This window comes from Paenibacillus sp. GCM10027630 (assembly GCF_042676305.1).
GTDB lineage: Bacteria > Bacillota > Bacilli > Paenibacillales > NBRC-103111 > Paenibacillus_S.
Genome location: NZ_JBHTGY010000034.1, coordinates 15,127 through 32,200 on the forward strand (window position 1 = coordinate 15,127; position 17,074 = coordinate 32,200).

The 17,074-nt window shown below is 49.5% G+C and carries 16 protein-coding genes; 4 read left to right on the top strand and 12 right to left on the bottom strand.

Annotated features, from left to right (window positions below; genetic code table 11):
• Nucleotides 1-84 precede the first annotated feature (84 nt).
• From ACFQ0C_RS16690 to ACFQ0C_RS16735, 10 genes are all read right to left on the bottom strand, one after another.
• Nucleotides 85-888, bottom strand: coding sequence for a response regulator transcription factor (locus tag ACFQ0C_RS16690; protein WP_379368208.1), 804 nt, complete (start codon nucleotides 886-888; stop codon nucleotides 85-87).
• Between the two features lie 16 nt (nucleotides 889-904).
• Nucleotides 905-2,230 (bottom strand): ABC transporter substrate-binding protein, encoded by a 1,326-nt coding sequence (locus ACFQ0C_RS16695; protein ID WP_379368209.1) that lies wholly within the window; start codon nucleotides 2,228-2,230, stop codon nucleotides 905-907.
• A 25-nt stretch (nucleotides 2,231-2,255) separates the two neighbouring features.
• Entirely contained in the window at nucleotides 2,256-4,184 is a 1,929-nt protein-coding gene (locus ACFQ0C_RS16700) for a sensor histidine kinase (protein ID WP_379368210.1), read from the bottom strand.
• Nucleotides 4,185-4,799: 615 nt separating this feature from the next.
• Nucleotides 4,800-6,335, bottom strand: a complete 1,536-nt coding sequence (locus ACFQ0C_RS16705; RefSeq protein ID WP_379368211.1) for a response regulator transcription factor — start codon at nucleotides 6,333-6,335, stop codon at nucleotides 4,800-4,802.
• Nucleotides 6,332-8,152: a cache domain-containing sensor histidine kinase gene (locus ACFQ0C_RS16710; protein ID WP_379368212.1), complete on the bottom strand. Its 1,821-nt coding sequence runs from the start codon at nucleotides 8,150-8,152 to the stop codon at nucleotides 6,332-6,334. Before ACFQ0C_RS16710 ends, ACFQ0C_RS16705 begins: the two co-directional genes overlap by 4 nt.
• Nucleotides 8,153-8,228: 76 nt before the next feature.
• Entirely contained in the window at nucleotides 8,229-8,501 is a 273-nt protein-coding gene (locus tag ACFQ0C_RS16715) for a glycoside hydrolase family 88 protein (RefSeq protein ID WP_379368224.1), read from the bottom strand.
• Between the two features lie 204 nt (nucleotides 8,502-8,705).
• On the bottom strand, nucleotides 8,706-10,346 hold the full coding sequence (locus ACFQ0C_RS16720) for an extracellular solute-binding protein (RefSeq protein ID WP_379368213.1): 1,641 nt from the start codon (nucleotides 10,344-10,346) through the stop codon (nucleotides 8,706-8,708).
• 41 nt (nucleotides 10,347-10,387) lie between these two features.
• Nucleotides 10,388-11,260, bottom strand: coding sequence for a carbohydrate ABC transporter permease (locus ACFQ0C_RS16725; RefSeq protein ID WP_379368214.1), 873 nt, complete (start codon nucleotides 11,258-11,260; stop codon nucleotides 10,388-10,390).
• Nucleotides 11,261-11,279: 19 nt separating this feature from the next.
• Nucleotides 11,280-12,236, bottom strand: coding sequence for an ABC transporter permease (locus ACFQ0C_RS16730; protein WP_379368225.1), 957 nt, complete (start codon nucleotides 12,234-12,236; stop codon nucleotides 11,280-11,282).
• Between the two features lie 87 nt (nucleotides 12,237-12,323).
• A complete protein-coding gene (locus ACFQ0C_RS16735; RefSeq protein ID WP_379368215.1) occupies nucleotides 12,324-12,569 on the bottom strand; it encodes a P-loop NTPase family protein in 246 nt (81 codons plus the stop codon).
• A 29-nt stretch (nucleotides 12,570-12,598) separates the two neighbouring features.
• On the opposite strand from ACFQ0C_RS16735, the gene ACFQ0C_RS16740 reads away from it, so the two are divergent.
• On the top strand, nucleotides 12,599-12,733 hold the full coding sequence (locus tag ACFQ0C_RS16740) for a hypothetical protein (protein WP_379368216.1): 135 nt from the start codon (nucleotides 12,599-12,601) through the stop codon (nucleotides 12,731-12,733).
• A gap of 54 nt (nucleotides 12,734-12,787) precedes the next feature.
• Here ACFQ0C_RS16740 and ACFQ0C_RS16745 read toward each other — a convergent pair whose 3' ends face one another.
• Together ACFQ0C_RS16745 and ACFQ0C_RS16750 are read right to left on the bottom strand one after the other, a co-directional pair.
• Complete coding sequence (locus ACFQ0C_RS16745; protein WP_379368217.1) at nucleotides 12,788-13,306, bottom strand: transposase; 519 nt, start codon at nucleotides 13,304-13,306, stop codon at nucleotides 12,788-12,790.
• A 50-nt stretch (nucleotides 13,307-13,356) separates the two neighbouring features.
• Entirely contained in the window at nucleotides 13,357-13,911 is a 555-nt protein-coding gene (locus tag ACFQ0C_RS16750) for an IS110 family transposase (protein WP_379368218.1), read from the bottom strand.
• 443 nt (nucleotides 13,912-14,354) lie between these two features.
• Between ACFQ0C_RS16750 and ACFQ0C_RS16755 the strand changes: the two genes are divergently transcribed.
• From ACFQ0C_RS16755 to ACFQ0C_RS16765, 3 genes are all read left to right on the top strand, one after another.
• Nucleotides 14,355-15,218 carry an aminoglycoside 6-adenylyltransferase gene (locus tag ACFQ0C_RS16755; protein ID WP_379368219.1) on the top strand — a complete coding sequence of 288 codons (864 nt, stop codon included), beginning with the start codon at nucleotides 14,355-14,357 and terminating at the stop codon, nucleotides 15,216-15,218.
• Nucleotides 15,219-15,394: 176 nt separating this feature from the next.
• Nucleotides 15,395-15,592, top strand: coding sequence for a hypothetical protein (locus tag ACFQ0C_RS16760; protein ID WP_379368220.1), 198 nt, complete (start codon nucleotides 15,395-15,397; stop codon nucleotides 15,590-15,592).
• Nucleotides 15,589-16,782: a winged helix-turn-helix domain-containing protein gene (locus tag ACFQ0C_RS16765; protein ID WP_379368221.1), complete on the top strand. Its 1,194-nt coding sequence runs from the start codon at nucleotides 15,589-15,591 to the stop codon at nucleotides 16,780-16,782. Before ACFQ0C_RS16760 ends, ACFQ0C_RS16765 begins: the two co-directional genes overlap by 4 nt.
• Nucleotides 16,783-17,074: the final 292 nt, after the last annotated feature.

Here is a 17,074-nt window from a genome sequence, read left to right on the forward strand (position 1 = left end):
CTTTATCTTAATCGATCGGGATAATCGATATAATGAGGCGAATCTATCTTTTCGTCCGCTTTTTCGCCCAATTTTGAACCGCTTTCATATTTGCCTTTTCCGGAAATCTCCCGGCGACATGCCCATATTTTTCTGGAACCACTCGCTGAAATATCGCGGATTCGGATAGCCGACCGCTTCTCCCACTTGATAGATTTTCAGCTTGCCCTCCGTCAGCAGGCTGCAGGCTTTATTGAGGCGTATCCGGGACAAGTATTCGATAAACGATCGTCCGGTCTCCTGGCGAAACAATCGACTCAAATAGTTCGGCGTCACGAACAACTCGCCCGCGATCTCCGCCAAATGAACCTCTTCGGCAAAATGCGCGTGAATGTAGTTCAGTGCCTTCTTGATCAAATAAGAGCTCGGTTCCTCCAATGGCTCAATGGCGCCCGGCATTCTGGACGGAGAAACTCTGTCCGAAGCGCAAAGCGCCTTGGCCTTCAACAGGGCGTTTTCAATCTCCTCCACCTCTGTCGGCTTGAGCAAATAATCGACCGCTCCCAGCCGCAGCGCTTCCTGCGCGTATTGGAAATCACCATAACCGCTCAAGAAGATCACCTTGATGCCGGACAAGTCTTTGACCGTGACCGCGCCGGCTCCCCCGTCTACGCGGCCGCTGACGCGAAGCCGGGCCACCAGTTCGAGCCCGGTCATGTTGGGCATGCGTATATCGGACAAGACGATGTCAACCGGGTCTTTCTCCAAATAAGCAAGCGCTTCGGCGCCGTCCTCGAAAACGTTAACGAGCTCGATGCCGAGCTTCTTCCACTCGATATGTTCGCATAGTCCTTCCCGAATCCAGGCTTCATCATCGATAATCATCGCGCGGTATTCCGCGTTAGCCAACCTGATCCCCTTCCTTTCACGGAGTCGCCCGCACCGCCAGACGGCGCAGATCGGTGGACGCCTCCCGGAATGCGTCCTGCGGTTCTTCGTACAGCGTCACGACTTTGGCGAGAGCCCGTTCCACCGCATTCACCATTGCCGGATAGTAGGTAACCGACGGCTCGTTCTCGGCCATCTTCATTGATTCCAGAATGAGCGAAAAATCAGGGCGTTTCTCCCGGAACGCCGGGTCGCCGAGCAGCGAACGTCTCGCCGGCACGCCGCCGGCATCGGCGTAGATCATTCCCCCGCGTTTACCGGTGGCATATGCGAGAAACTTCCACGCCGCTTCCTTGTTGTCCGAGTTCGCGTTGATCGCCAGCGTCCAGCCGTGCTGGAAAGGAATGCGTTGAACCCTTCCGTCGCTGCCTTTCCTCCCCGGAAGCAACGCGATCCGAATGAAGCCCGCGTAAGGGCCGTCGCTTAGCTTGATCGTCGGATATGCCGAGTTCCAATACGGTGCTGCCATGGCGGCTTCCCCGGACAAGAGAGCGTCCCTCGTCCGTACGAAATCCCAGGACAGAAGATTGTCCGGCACAATCTTATCCCGAACAAGCCGCTGCAAATAGTCTCCGGCACGGACCGATGCTTCCGAATCCAGCAGCACCTTGCCACTGTCTTCCTCCAGGAAGTTCCCGCCGAAAGACCACAGCAAGGAGGCGAATATTTTGGTCCGCTCTTCCGGAACGACGCCCGGCATCGCCAGCCCCCATCTCGTAGGGGACTTCGGGTTCCCGAATTGCGAGAATCTCTTTGCGGTCTCGTACACTTCCTCCCAGGTATCGGGTGGACTCGGAATCAAATCGCTGCGGTAGTACAGAAAATGCGTACTGATGTCCGTGGGCAAAGCATAGATCGAACCTTTGTAGCGATACACCGTCAGAAAATCGTCGAGATCGAACCCTTCGGGATCGGATGATTGCGCACTGCTTATGTAACCGTCCAAAGGCGCGATCGCTTTCGCCGAAGCAAACTGGGCGATAGACGTGTTCGGGACGAAGACGATATCGAACGTGTTCGAACCGGCGAGCAGTTGCGTACCTACAGCTGTAAAGTAACCGTCGCGACCGATCTCAATGAATTCGACCTTGATCCCCGTATCGTTTTCGAATGGTGCCAGCAGCTGCCGCAACGCTGCAGACTCGGTTCCCGTACGGATCAGTACCTTGATTTTGCGAACCGGCTCCGAAGGAGCCGTCGAATCCGCAGTCTCGAGATTCAGCAGCATGGTTCCGCTCATTGCCCAGACGAACAGCAAGACGAAAGAAACGATGATCAACCTGTTGTACTTCCTGCGATTCAAGCCGTCCCCTCCTCAGCGCCGATATCTAATTCAATTCGTTGTGGGGAATGCAAACCGTTACCGCCGTCCCTTCCGCTTCGCCCGCTTCCAGACGGATGCCGTAATCTTGGCCGAATGCCAGGGAAATGCGCTGCTGGACGTTGCGAAGCCCCAGATGCTCATTGGACGATTCCTGTAAAAGAAGGCTGACCCGCTCCATATCGACTTTCCGCCCGGTATTGTGGATGACGATGTTTACGCATTCGCCCTTCTTGAAGGCGCGGATCGTGACTTGGCCGCCCCCGCCAACCTTGGATATACCGTGTTCGAGCGCGTTCTCGACAATCGGCTGCAGGAGAAGAGGCATAATTCTCGTATCCTTCGTATCCGGATCGGCGACGATTTCATATTGAAGCCGATCCCGGTAGCGGAATGATTGAATTTGCAAATAGTTTTCGATATGCTCGAGCTCCATCTGCAAAGTGGTCCATTCCTGCTCCGCGTTCAAGGTGAACCGGAAAAACTTGCCCAGCGCGGTCACAAGCTTGCTGATCGGTTCCGCCTTGTGCTTCTTCGACATCCAGTAGATCGTGTCGAGCGTATTGTACAGAAAATGCGGCTTGATTTGCATTTGGAGCGCTTGAAGCAGCGCCTTCCGCTTCTCCTTCTCCTGCTGCTCGTTCTCTTGGATCAGCTGTTGAATCCGCTGCATCAATCGGTTGAAATTGCGCTGCAGGACGCCGATTTCCTGAACGGAACCCTGGATTTCACGCACCTGCAGCTGGTCGATTGAAGGTGACGACATCAGCTTGGCCAAATTGATGACCGGCTTGGATATCGCGGTTGCCATGAGAACGGACACAATGGTGAAGATGACCGCGCCCAAACCCGCCATGACGAGCAAGTATTTCAAAATTTTCTGATTCGGGCTCATGAGCTCGTTTAACGGAACAACCGCTGTCATTCTCCAGCCGCTTACTGCAGACGTTTCGTGGGCCGTCAACCATTTCCCCGCGAATTTATTGACTGCCTTTGCGGGATGCGACAGCGATTTCACCAAACCCTCAATGCCCGGCTCATCGAACAAGGCCGACTGCTGCCGATAAATGTCGTCCCCCGCAGCGTCGGACAACATGAGAGCCCCGGTCGAACCGATTCGGACTGGGGCTAGACTATCGTCGATAAAGCGATCATTCAATTGGATGAACAGATACCCTCTCAGTTCGGACGTATTGCTGTCGATGAGTTGCCTCGCCGCCGTCACGGAATCGCGCACCGGGGTCTTAAAGCCGTCCTTGGCCCGATAAATCGCCCACTTGTCGCTGAACCAACTCATTTTAAGCGGCTTCTTCTGAATCTGTTCGACGATATGGTTGAAATTTCCGACATCCAACTGTTCGTAAGATTGAAAGGCGTTGTCCGTGGACAGCACCGTTCGGTTCGGGGTGACCAAATAAACAGCGCGGATATGATCCAACCGGCCCCGCAGCAGGTCCGAATACATCAACTCTTTGAACTTCTGATTCGCTTCCTGCAGCAAGTACGGGGTATTGATGGGCGTGTCCAGAAAATCGAGCGGGCGCTGATACAGCAAGGGCCAAGTAAGCCGGTCGATCTCCGTAAGATCCGCTTCCAACGCTCGCTGGGTCTGACTGACGGACTGCAGCAAATATTGGCTGACCTGCTTTTGAAAAATCCCGTTTTGTTTCTCGTACGTGATATAGGTGATGACGACCAAAGGAAACAGCATAAGAAGTAAAAAAACGGTTAGCAGCATCGCTCGTATGGAAATCGGCCTGTTCAACGCAAAGATTGTTTTTCCTCCTTCCCGCTCCCGGTAGTTTCCCTTTATCACTCGGTATTGGGAATAGGGAATGCACCCCATCGTAAATTGGCTAACTGCTTGAGCGTCGTTTAGCGCCTTTCGGTGTAAATAAAGCGTTCTCAAAATGAATGCCGTGGAAACAAGCCTCACCGATCGATCCGCCAACATAACTTGAGCAACTATACTTCGCTATAATGTAGGTTGTTTTGTGTCACTATTCGACAATGTAGGGAGATTTGTGCATTTTCCAATGACACAAATCTCCCTACATAAAAAATAAAAAGGCTGATTTCTCAAGCTTTTCTTCGGGTATGTTATGTAGGCACATTTGTGTCATTAGACATCGACGTAACTTCGTAAAATATTTGTTGTTCTGTTTGAGGCTTTTCGAAAGTTCTCATAGATACACTTAGTGGCGTGAACGAATTCATACTTCGCAATTCTTGCCTTATTCGTTTTGATTTGTTAGGACATTTTATGTCGTTAATTATTTTTTCTATATTTCTTGATTCTGATTCTTTTTTGTGACTATAATGAAGCGATCTAGAGTTAGTTTGAGTTTCTTATTTTCTTCGGTTGAGTTATCAAAAATCCTCTGGAAAACGATCCGGTGCAGGCAGCCGCCGTTTTGACAAAACGGATTCCCACAATTCCACTCCCCATGATTCGGCTGGCGATGCTTGTCTGCCAGTAGATGAAGTTCCTTCAGAAATTCATACTAACCCGGTTTGGTACGGTGTAAATGAAACATTTTTCCTGGAAGAGTCACTGGTCGGCCATCTGCTTGCGGTATTCTTTGGGGGAGACTCCCGCTATTTTGTTGAACATATGCGTGAAATAATTGGAGTCGTTGAAGCCGGTGGCCTCGGAAATTTCGAATATTTTCATATCTGTGCTTTTCAGCAGAAGCTTTGCTTTCTGTACGCGCAGGTTCTGGATATAGCCGGTTACACTTTCCCCGGTTTCCTTTTTAAACAGATTGCTGAAGTAACTGTGGTTGAGATGGACATGGGCAGCCACCTCGGCCAAGCCGCATACCCCCATGTATGATTCTTCAATAAACCGGATGGCCTGCTTGACCGGGTTATCATTCTTGCTGGCAAGCCAGTTATTGTGGGACTGCAGGAATTCATGGATGTATCCCTGCAGCCATGCCGCAATATCCTCCGGCGTCGCACATTTGTAGACAGAATCCCACTCTATGGGGCGCACGGCCATTTGCCATTCGGGAAACTGGACCTGCACCAGCCGGAGAATGGCAGCAGCCAGCAGCAACGCTTCGATCTTGGCGGTTTGCGTGGGCAATTGGCTGATCCGAACGGCTTGCTCCTGCAGCTCCCGGATCAGCCGGCTGTTATCCTCCGACATAAGCCAAGTTATAATTTCCTTCTCCTTCTCGTAAAGCGCCGTCTGGTTGAGCAGTGATTCATTGGCAGAACCGTGGTCCCTGTCCCCTTCCCGGCAATACCTTCTGTAGCCCTGGCGCAATTCCTCCGTGCTGGCGCATATCCCTTGTCCGCTGCATTCAAGAGCCAGCCTCAGGTAATGATGGACCGAATCGGTGAGTATCTGCAGCCATGAGGGGGATGTATCCGGCCGGGAAGCACTCCGGTCCACCAATAAAGCCCACTCCGATGCGTTCAAGGGAAACAGGCGAAAGCCGCCGTGAAACCATTTATTCAAGTGCTCCCCGGCAATATTGGCGAAAGCAAACTGCAAAAGCGGCACATCCTGGGTGGAATAATGCTTCTCCGGGGGGAAATAGGTAGGAAAACGGAGAAAATGCAGCTCGCATTGCTTCATCCGCTTCAGCAGAGTCTCCACCTCTTCGCCGCTATAGGGCATGCCCATAATAGCCGAGCGCAGCTCGCTGTCTTCATGCTGGCGCTTCCAACCCTCCACCAAGAGCTGGGACTGGCTTTCTTCAATCAGCTGCAAATAAATCTGGTCGAGTACGCTTAATATATCCGTTTCCACACAAGGCTTCGTGATAAAGTCCAGCACCCCGAACTTGACGGCGGACTGGGCATACGAAAAATCCTTGAATCCGGTTACAATCACAATCTTCGTCAGCCAGCCGCGGCTTCTGATTTCTTCTGCCAGCTGCAGACCATCTATATGGGGCATCCGGATATCGGTCAGCAAGAGATCCGGGACACATTTCTCCATCATTAACAAGGCGTCCCGGCCATTGGCCGCTTCCCCCGTCATCACCCACTCGGCGGACCGCTTCCCTGCCAGCTTCAGTAGCCCCTTGCGGAAGTTGGGCTGATCCTCTGCAATAAACAGCTTGCCCTTCATCCGTTCCCCTCCTCATGACTCCCCAGTGTCCCGGATTTAATAGGAAGCGTCATGTGAACAACCGTTCCTTTCCCTTTACTGCTGGTAATTTCCACTCCGTATGCGGGTCCGTATACCAGTTGAATGCGCCGCAGCACACTTTTGTAGCCGATTCCCGTCTTATTGCCGTCCGGCAGCACAGCCTCCGCCTCCGCCTCCGTCAAGGTTTTCAGGGTTTCTTTATCCATGCCGCATCCGTTGTCAGCCACCTCGATATGCAGTGCCTCATTTATCAGGAACGCTTTAATCCGCAGCACCCGGTCTTTCTCCATATCACGGAAAGCGTGCACAAAAACATTTTCCACCACTGGCAGCAAGAGGGATCGCATCATCCGCAGATTCAGCAGGGAATCCTCAGCTTGAATAATGGTTTCAATCTCGCCGGTGAACAGTTCTGTCTGGATCTTGATGTAATTGCGGATCTGATGCAGCTCTTCGCCAAGAGTCGTATCAGTCTGGACAGATTTAAGGGAATACTTCAACATCTCCGAGATGGCGTTGATAAGAAGCGCCGCCTCCTCCTGGTCGTTGCTGTACAGCTTCCAATACAGCTCATTGAACAGGTTGTGCAGATAATGGGGGTTCAGCTGTGCCTGGATGGCCTTCAGCTCCGATTCCCTCTGGCTGATCTGGGCCAAATATACCTTATTGATCAGCTCGCTCACTTGCTCCGCCATGCTGTTGAAGCTGTCTCCGATGTAGCCCAGCTCATCGCCGGAATCCACTCTGACACGGACCGTGAAATCGCCGGAACGCAGCATACGCAGTCCCTGCATCAGATGGGCCAGAGGAGTCAGGAGCGTCCTGGTGGAAATCGTAATAAGCAGTGCACTGAGCAGGATCACGCCGATTCCGGCAAATGCCAATACCTGGATGATGTCTTTATTTTTCCTCTGTATCTCCTGCAAGGAAGCCCCTCCGTATAGGGTAAAGCCTGCCGGAATCAGCTCGTGGCGGACAAACAGATAGGTGATGCCATTCATTTTGACATAACGGGGATAATTTGTCTCTGTCAGCTGCAAGAGTTGCTCCATCTCGCTCTGGTCGGTATTGGAGTAGAGCATACCGCCCATAGGCTCCAAAAGCAGCACCTTGCCGCTGCCGTTCTCCGTAAGATCCCGCAGCACCTTGGATATCAGGCTTTCCTCCATCACTATCACCATGGTGCCGTACGGGATCAGCTTCTCATTGAGCATCCGTCGGGCAGCAACCAGAACCGTTCTGCGGCCGTCCGGATCAATGGTGCTGGCCGCCTCGGCACGGCCCCAGACCATATTCCCCCGATGGGGCTTAAGCTTTTCCATCATCCTGGTCAAGTCATCTGTTCCCGGCTCTCCCGACGCACCGGTTTTGGAGAGAACCGTCATTTCCCCGTTCTCATTGTACAGGAAAACGGAACGGATGGATGGCGCATCCACCAGCAGCATATTCAACTGCTCTTCCACATACTTGCGGTTCTTGAATTGGGTGTAGGAATCGCTTACGGGAACGATATTCTCCCTGAGGAACTGTTCGATGTACGGATTCAGGATAATGGATTGGGATACCCGGTTGATTTCCTGGAAGGACATCTCCAGTCTGGCCAAAGCCTGTTCGTTGGCGATGGAGAACTGCTTGCTGATTTCATCCTCCATTAACTGGATATTTGACCGGTAAACCATCCAGCCTGCCAAGGCAAAGGCAAGTGTTACCATACACGAGAGCAGCACGATCAGTTTGATCTTGAAGCTGCCCTTTATTTTTCCGGCTATATACCCCGGCCAGCTTGTCGGATGCAATCGGCTCCCCCCTTGAATTTCATATTTTATTATAAAACGCTTCCTTCCAAGCAAACAAGGTTTTCATTTTACCTGTCTACGTAGGAAGGAAGCGCTTCAGATGGTTGGAAGGTTCAAGCTGATCCAGGAGCAAAACCAAAGCCAGATAAGGGGCTGTCGTATTAATGTTTTTTGACGGCAGACCAACCTCCAAATTGTGGGAATACCAGTTCTGAAAAAACTCCATATAGCGGTGATCACTGTAATACTTCTGCAGCTTGTACAGACCATAAAAACCAACGCCCTGAGGCCAGTCCCATTCTTCAATTCCGAAATCCCGTTGCCGTTGGACAAATCCCTTTTCTTGTATCGGCCTTGGACCACGGTTTTATCCCTTTAATAGTCGCTGCCAACCAGATTCATAAGCTTGTCCACTACCAGTCCGATTTTTTGAAGCAGCATTTCATTTGTCATGATTCATATACTCCTTCTCATATAAAATGTTCCGATAGCAAACTTGGTCCGGTCTTTGTCGAACCAAGTCCGCATTCATCCTATTCCAGGCCCTTAGCCCTTACTTATGTTGGGAGCGGACTAACTCCAGGATATCCTTACCCAGGAAGGCTCTGTCCTTATTTTCTTTATACCAGGTATTCATGAATTCCTCAATCTGTTTGCCGCCGCCTCTCTCCCAGGCAGCTTTGGCATCTGCAACGGCCTGCTCAGGGGTATATTTGGCCCCGCCGATAATGCCTTTGGCATAGATGTCCTTCATTTCCTTGTCGACATTGGTATTGATCACTACCAACTCGCTCGACAGAGTAGGCATATGCTCATAGTGACTCAGCGCGGGATACTGGGCCGCTGGATTAAGCAGAAACTCGTCGGCTTTCTTCAGCATGTCCAGACCGGCTTTCTGGTCAGGATCACTCACGTCGAACGCAGTGGTGGAAATCAGAAGCGGATTCTCGGGGATCGAGTAGAACATGGAATAGTCCATGGCCCAATCCAGTTCCTTGGCATTCTTCGCAGGATCAATGACCTTGGGAAAACCGTCCGCACCTTTTTTCCAATGCTCTCCCTCAATTCCTTTTTTCAGAATCAGACTGGTCTCTGGCCTGATGATGAAGTTAATATATTCCATAGCGGCCTTTGGATTTTTGGCCGCGGCATTGATCACCGTGGTCATTTGAACCGGATTGACCACATGATGAACGAATTGCCCCATGGGAGATTTGGGCTGCGCCATCGGCGCAATCTCCGCCTCCGGAACAACCTTGCGGAGCGTTTTGAGGTCCGTTACCGTACTCTCAAACCAGTTGCTAACAACAGGTGGAAGATAAACACCTATTTTTCCGTTCAGATAATCCTGCTTGGCTTTGGCTCCATTCTTGTCCGCTAGGTAATCCTTATCGATAAGCCCTTCTTCAAATAACCTTTTCTTGAACTTAAGAGACTCCAGAGTATTATCCCAAGTCCTGATAATTTTGTCATCATTGGAGATTCTCCAGCCGTACGAGCCGAACATGGAATCCACCATGCCGTCCGAGGTGTAGCTCATATTGGTTCCATAAGTGTCCTTCTTCCCGTTGCCGTCAGGGTCCTGCTCAACGAATGCTTTCAGAACGACAAGCAATTCGTCGGTGGTCTTCGGAACCTCCAGCTTCAGCTTTTTCAGCCAATCCATCCGGATAAAGGCTACACTCTGCAGATGGGGCTCATTAATTTTGCCGATTTCGTAAAGCTTGCCGTCCGGCTTGGTACCTATTTTGCGAAGCTGGGGGTACTTTTCCAGCAGCTTCTGGTATTCAGGCGCATATTTCAAGTAATCGTCCAGAGGCATCAATTGCTTCTGCTGGTACAGGGAATTCCGGAACCCCGTATCATAATCATTGACAATATCCGGCGCACTGCCCGATGCGAACAACACATTCAGCTTCTTGACTGCCTCTGCCCGGGCCACCGGCACATACTTGGCCGTAACGGGAGAATGCTCATTGATCCACTTGGTCCAACGGTTGTCCTCAACAGTTCCCTCCGCTGCGGGAATATTGCCCCTGTCATAGTTGGAAACGGTAATTATGGCTTTTCCTTCGGCTTGCCCTTTTGTCCCTTCTTCTATTTGACTGCAACCAGCTGCCCCTGCTGCCATAACCGCCGACATTCCCAGTGCCAACGTGATCTTCATTCTTGGTGCGGATGTTTGTCCAAACATGTAGAATCCCCCTCAATCTATGATTGATTTCATTGTTGCCGCTAACCCTTGATAGAGCCAAGCATAATGCCATTGACAAAATACTTCTGCAGGAACGGGTATACTACCAGCATGGGCACAACCATAACCATAACCCCAACCGCTTTCAGCTTTTCGGATACCATTTCCTGCTGCTGCATCATATCCATGGCCGACACATTGAAGTTCCCCTGAATTTGCAGCATCCCCTGAACGATAACAGTAAGATTCTGCAAATTCGTCTTATTGATGTAAAGAATAACGCTCATGAACATGTTCCAGTAGCCCACCCCGTAGAATAACGTCAGCGTAGCCAGCATGGGAAGAGACAAGGGCAGTATGATGCGCATGAGCAACTGGATCTCGCCGCAGCCGTCAATCTGGGCGGAATCCACCACTTCTCCCGGGATGCTCTCAAAATAGCTTTTCATAATCAGCATATTATAGGTGCTGATCAGCCCGCCAAGCCAGAGGGACCAGTAAGTATTGGTCAAATGCAGGCTATTCATGACCAGATATGTAGGGATCATGCCTCCGCTGAAGAGCATGGTGAACAATGCGGCCGTTGTGATCGGCTTGCGGGCGTAGAGGTAACGTCGGGATAAGGGATAGGCCGTCAGCACCGTGGCCAGCATGCTCAAGGCCGTTCCGCATAAGGTAATGATCACGCTGTTGGTAAAGGCGCGCAAGGCCGGCGTATTCTCAAAAAAGTATCTGTAAACAGTGAAATCAAGCCCCACCGGCCAGAACCAGACCTGACCCAGGTCAACCGCATGCCCCGAGCTTACGGACAGCGCAATCAGATGCAGGAATGGCAGGATGCAGGTGAGCGAAATGATGATCAATATCACGTGAATAAAGATTACAAAAATTTTTCCGCCTGTGGATTCCCTCAAGAGGATTTCCCTCCTTTCTTTAGAATAATCCCTGATCGAATTTACGGGCCAATGCATTGGCCGACAGCACAAGCACCAGGCCGACAAAGGATTCAAACAAGCCCATGGCTGTGGTCAGGCCAAACTGGGCCTGCTGCAGCCCCACTTTGTACACGTAGGTGCTGATGACCTCTGCTTTCTGCAGGACAGTGGGATTCTGCAAATTGTAAACCTGATCAAACCCTACTTCCATCAGACGGCCCATTCCAAGAATCAACAGCAGGATAATCGTAGAACGGATGCCCGGCAGGGTGATATGCCAAATCTGCCTAAGCTTGCCTGCACCGTCCATCCCCGCGGATTCGTACAGGCTAGGGTCAATGCCGGAGATAGCGGCGAGATAGATAATAGCGCCGAAGCCCATCTCCTTCCACATGCCGGAGCCGATAAAGATGGCGATCCATGAGTTTGCGCGGTACAGGAAAGGTACCGGCTCCATCCCCCATTGGCCCAGCAGCTTGTTGATGGTGCCGCCGTCGATGGAGAACAGGGTCAGGATAATGCCTGCAACGATAACCCAGGACAAAAAATGAGGCAGATAAATAATGGTTTGGATCCAGCGCTTCAGCCAGCTCTTCCGGACCTCATTCAAGGCAATGGCGATAATAATCGGCGCAGGGAACCCGAAGATCAGGTTCAGAACGCTCAGGGTAAGGGTATTCCAGATAATTTGCAGCGAGACGTGGGACTGGAATAAAATCTCGAAATATTTCCACCCCACCCACGGACTTGACCATATGCCATCGTGAAAATTGTAGTTCTTGAAAGCAATCACAAGACCGCCCATAGGCAAGTAGCGGAATATCAGATAATAAAGCACTCCCGGTATAAGCATGACAAATAGCGGAATATTCTGCCGAAACCGCTTTGTTTGGTAAAAAGCCTCTTTGGCTGCCGGTGCTCTATCCGTTCCTACGGCGGCAGGCGTTGTTTTCATGGCTCCCCCTTCTTTCCTGCTGAAAGTTTTTTTGGATGTGATGCTTATAATATACCGCGGCTCGCCCATTCCGGACCTTAAGAATCTTTAGGTCTTTCTGTGCGATTTTTGTTTCTCTTTCAAACCAGTAGGAGTCTCCCGGAAATGGATCAACACCCTCATTCGGAATCCCGCTTTGCAGCGGAGAGTGTCCGCCAGCCCCATCTGAAGATGCAGTGTATATTCCTTGGACTCCAGGTTGACATTGCCGCGGAGCTCCAAGCCCAAAAGAGCATTGTCCCCAATGGTGCGCCACACGCGCGAGCATGGCGGAAACTTCCGCCCTGGAGACAACACTGGCAGGCTCCAGAAGGTTCCCCGGTTTGCCGTTAAGAATAACCTGCCGATACGGCCCAATCGATGGCATCATTTACCCAGACGGACACTTCGCCGCTGTCCGCAAAGCTCTTGCCGTTGCTGCTGTTTTATACGAAAATAAATTCAACGCTTTAAAGTGACATAGTACGAAACGAAAAAAGAGAGTTCATAGCACTGATATACCAAATTATGGATCAGATTGTTGTTTCTGTTAGCTCGACTTGGTATCCCATTTCACGGATCTTTCGTACCCAGTAATCAACTGTTTTTTCTTTCGATCCTAGATATCGTTCCCCCAGTTCTTGATAGGGCACCTTATCCCGGAGCATCACATAGATGATTCGAATCATAAGATGTGCTATTGCAGTGTTAGCTTTTTGGGGGCCGCATCGTTTCAATAACCGATTGTAAACTGAGGATATCCGGGTATTTTTGGATTTGATGGCGGCCCACCCTGCTTGGCATAAGACTGATTTTAGACCTTTGTTACCTCGTCGATTCTTCTTACTTTTCTTTTTACCTGCACTTTCGTTATTGGCAGGACAGACCCCGACCCATGATGCCAAATGCGCATCAATAGGAAACTTAGACATATCCGGACCGATTTCCGCCAAGATGCTCGCCGCTGCATCTTGACTAATTCCAGGAATCGTGTCCAATAATTCGATTTCCTGATGATGCGGTTGTATTAACGTATCAATCTCCTGCTCCAAGTCCTGAATTTCCTTTTCTAAATAGCGAAAGTGATCCAAATGGCGTTTGATCATTCGTCTATGATGTAAACGAATTTGACCATTTTTCGAAGGCCTTCTGCTTCTAACACTTCACCGTTGATAATGGACTCTAACAAGGCTCGTCCCGAAACACCAAACACATCCGATACGAATGTCGTCAATTTGATATTCGCATCTTGAAGGATCTTGTGTATGCGATTCTTCTCCTGTGTGCAGTTCAGCACCAGTTTCCGACGATAACGGGTCAAGTCTCGCAAGTCTCGGATTTTTTCATCAGGAACAAAGCTTCCTTCAATGAGTCCGCATCGATGGAGTTGAGCGATCCATACGGCATCCTTGACGTCGGTTTTTTTGCCCGGCATATTCTTAATCTTTGCGGGGTTGGCCAAGGTCAGTCTACAGGCATCCTCAAGGATGTTCCATATGGGTTTCCAGTACACGCCAGTGCTTTCCATGGCGACTTCGACGCATTCGCACTCAGTTAACCAATCCAGCAGTTGAAGCAATTCGGTTGTTGTCGTACCAAATGTCTTTACTTCTTGTTTCGGCTTCTTGTCCAAGGGACCTTTCAGCACACAAGCCACAACAGTCTCCTGATGAACATCAAGGCCAGCGCATGTTTCTAAAATAGCATCCTTGGAGTGTCACTACCTTTTTTTGTGTTGTATGCAGATCATGCAACCTGGTTCAGGGAATTTTTATACTCGTGCTTAAGGCAACAATCGGCGATCCTCGAGGTTGCAATTGGCCAGATTAGACTTCGGGTTTGAACACCAAAAAACTTTCGACCTCTGATCTGCTTACTTCAATTAATTCAAAGGTAGGTTAAAATTGCAAGCCCCATTTTCATCCATGGTGGTGGCTGCGAAGCCATGTGGGATTAGACTGAGAAAATATAGTTGTAGACTGGCGATAGCGTTAAACTAACGGGCAGTTTAACTCAACAATCGTTTGGAAAAATTTGTTGGATGGTACATGGATTAATATGCTAACATGGGCATTTAACCAAACACTGGGGGGGAGAACAATGCGTAGTGATATATATGAGATTATTGAAAAACGTATATCCGACTGGGGACTTAGTAATGAGGAGATAATTACGATCTACATAGTTGGATCAAGAGCGCGAGTGGACAAGCCGTTTGACGAATATTCCGATTTAGATCTCGTCATCTTTTCAACTAATCCAGATTACTATCTACAAAATGACGGATGGCTACTAGATATCGGTACGGTCTGGACAAACTTTATGTTTCGAACCGTTGATGGGGATCCTGAGAAACTCGTTCTCTTTGATCAAGGTGTGCAAGTAGATTTTTTATTTCGTCATATTTCAGATTTGGAACGTTCACTTAATCTAGATCAGATTCCCCAAGGTTTTCATCGTGGCGTCAAGATACTACTTGATAAGACGAGTAATGGACACAAGCTAGTACCACAAACCATAATTGCTCCTGAGAATAATCCCATTTCACAAGAGGCTTTTTTGCAGGTTGTTACCATGATTTGTTTTGCCAGTCTGTACGTGGCAAAACAAATCTTGCGAGATGAATTTTGGGTAGTCAACCAAAGGGATAAAGACTGTAAGCAGTTACTGCTACAAATGATAGAATGGCATGCAAAAGCCACTCATGGAGCAACATTTGATACATGGCATGCAGGAAGGTTTATCAAAGAATGGGCTGATAAAGACGTAATAGACGATTTAAAGCTTTCTTTTGGAGGATACGATCAGAAGAGCAGTTGGAAAGCACTAACATTATCGTTTGAGTTATTCTGTCGAATATCTTCTGAAGTCGCAAACACGTATAGTTATACTTTTCCAGCCAACTTATTTTCCAATATCAGAACTTGGGTTGAGGAACACCAAGCGGGTGTAAAATTAAGCTAACGGGAAACTTTAGCTCAATACACAACTTAGATGAAGCTGCCGCGGCGATCGGCAGCTTCTTTGCGTTAACGGGCAGCATTCAATAGCTCTTGTTTTTACGATCGAGATAATGGTAATATTTTATAGGAACGTGTGTTTGTTTTTTTTGCATTTTCCAAAGGATTGGGGGAATAGGCGTGGTTGAAATCATTGAAAAAGAGCAATTTTCGGTTATTGGAAAATTAGGAAAGGGGCTTGCTAATGAAGCTCCCCAATGGATACCATCATTAAGGAAAGAAGCAAATAGTAACTTTATTAAGATAAGCAATCTCGCCATCCAACATCATGTGCAAACGGCTCCCATTTGTTTCGTTAAGGAGCCGATGTGTACATGATCCAATTGACGAACCGCCAGGCACGGCAATTTCTGCTATTGAAGCACGGGTTGTTGGGCGAATATCCTTTTAAAGGAAAGCAGGGAGTATTGGATTTTGTGCGGCAGGTCGGTTGTATTCAATACGATCCCATCGATGTTTGCGGAAAAAACGCCGAACTGGTGTTGCAGTCGCGAATCAAAGGATTTACCAAGAACATGCTCGCCGAGTTGCTGTATCAAGATAGAATCCTTGTCGATTATCCCGACAAGAATTTGGCCATTATCCCTGTCGAGGACTGGCCGTATTTTGAGCGGTACAGGCAGGCCGCCCGACAACATGCCAAGCGCTATCCCGAAATGGAAGCGTTGATAGAGCATGTACGAGCTCATATCCAAAATCACGGTGCGCTAAGTTCGGATGATCTAAAATTGGATGGGAATTTCGCTTGGCGGTCGGCCATCCACTGGAGCAGCGGAAACAATTCATCCCGGTCGGTGCTGGAGCAGATGTACTCGACAGGCGAGTTGATTATACATCACAAAAAAGGAACGCGTAAATATTACGATATCGCGGGGAAGTACATACAGCCAAATCTGCTGAATGCGCCGGAGCCGCTGGAGGGCGAGCTGGAGCATCATAAGTGGCGGGTACTGCGTCGAATCGGCGCTGTTGGCCTTTTATGGAATCGCGCATCTGATGCCTGGCTGAACATATGGGGATTGAAAGCGGAGCAGCGCAACGAGGTTTTCCGCCAACTGTTGCACGAAGCTCGCATTGTTGCTGTTGCCGTGGAACAAATGAAGGATTTACTTTATTGCCGCGCGGAGGACTTGCCGCTTATTGAAGCGGTTCTGCAAAATCCAGCGCCGAAATGGCGCTGCGAGCTGATTGCCCCACTAGATAATTTCATATGGGACAGAAAACTGATCAACGAATTGTTTGGATTCGATTACACCTGGGAGATTTACACGCCTGCAATCAAACGGAAATTCGGCTATTATGTGTTGCCTCTAATATACGGAGAAAGCCTCATCGGACGAGCCGAGGTAATCGCGGAGCGAAAAGCCGGGACGCTGGTTGTTAAAAACATCTGGTACGAGAACGACATAAAGCCAACAAAGCAATTGCGAACAGCTTTGAACAATTGTTTTCAAAATTTTGCATTATTCAACGGATGCGAGACGATTTCGACAGAGTCTATGAACTGATAATTCCAGTTCCCCGGAAACATTTGCCGACAAGTCTCCGCGTACGAATCAGGTAAGCTGACGCGTCCGATAGCGCCGTTGTATGTGTACATGAGTTTCAAATGGGGGGGTCAAGCGCGGGCGAGTTCATTTCGTTACTACAATTAGATCAATACGAACGGGACACGTTAGTTGAATGACACTAGCTGCAGTCTAAGACTTGCGCGCCTAGCCAAGCTAGGCACAACTTGCCGGTGAAAGTCCGGTCGGAGTAAAGGCCAAGCTGCTCCGTAGCTAACAGACGGCTTGGAAG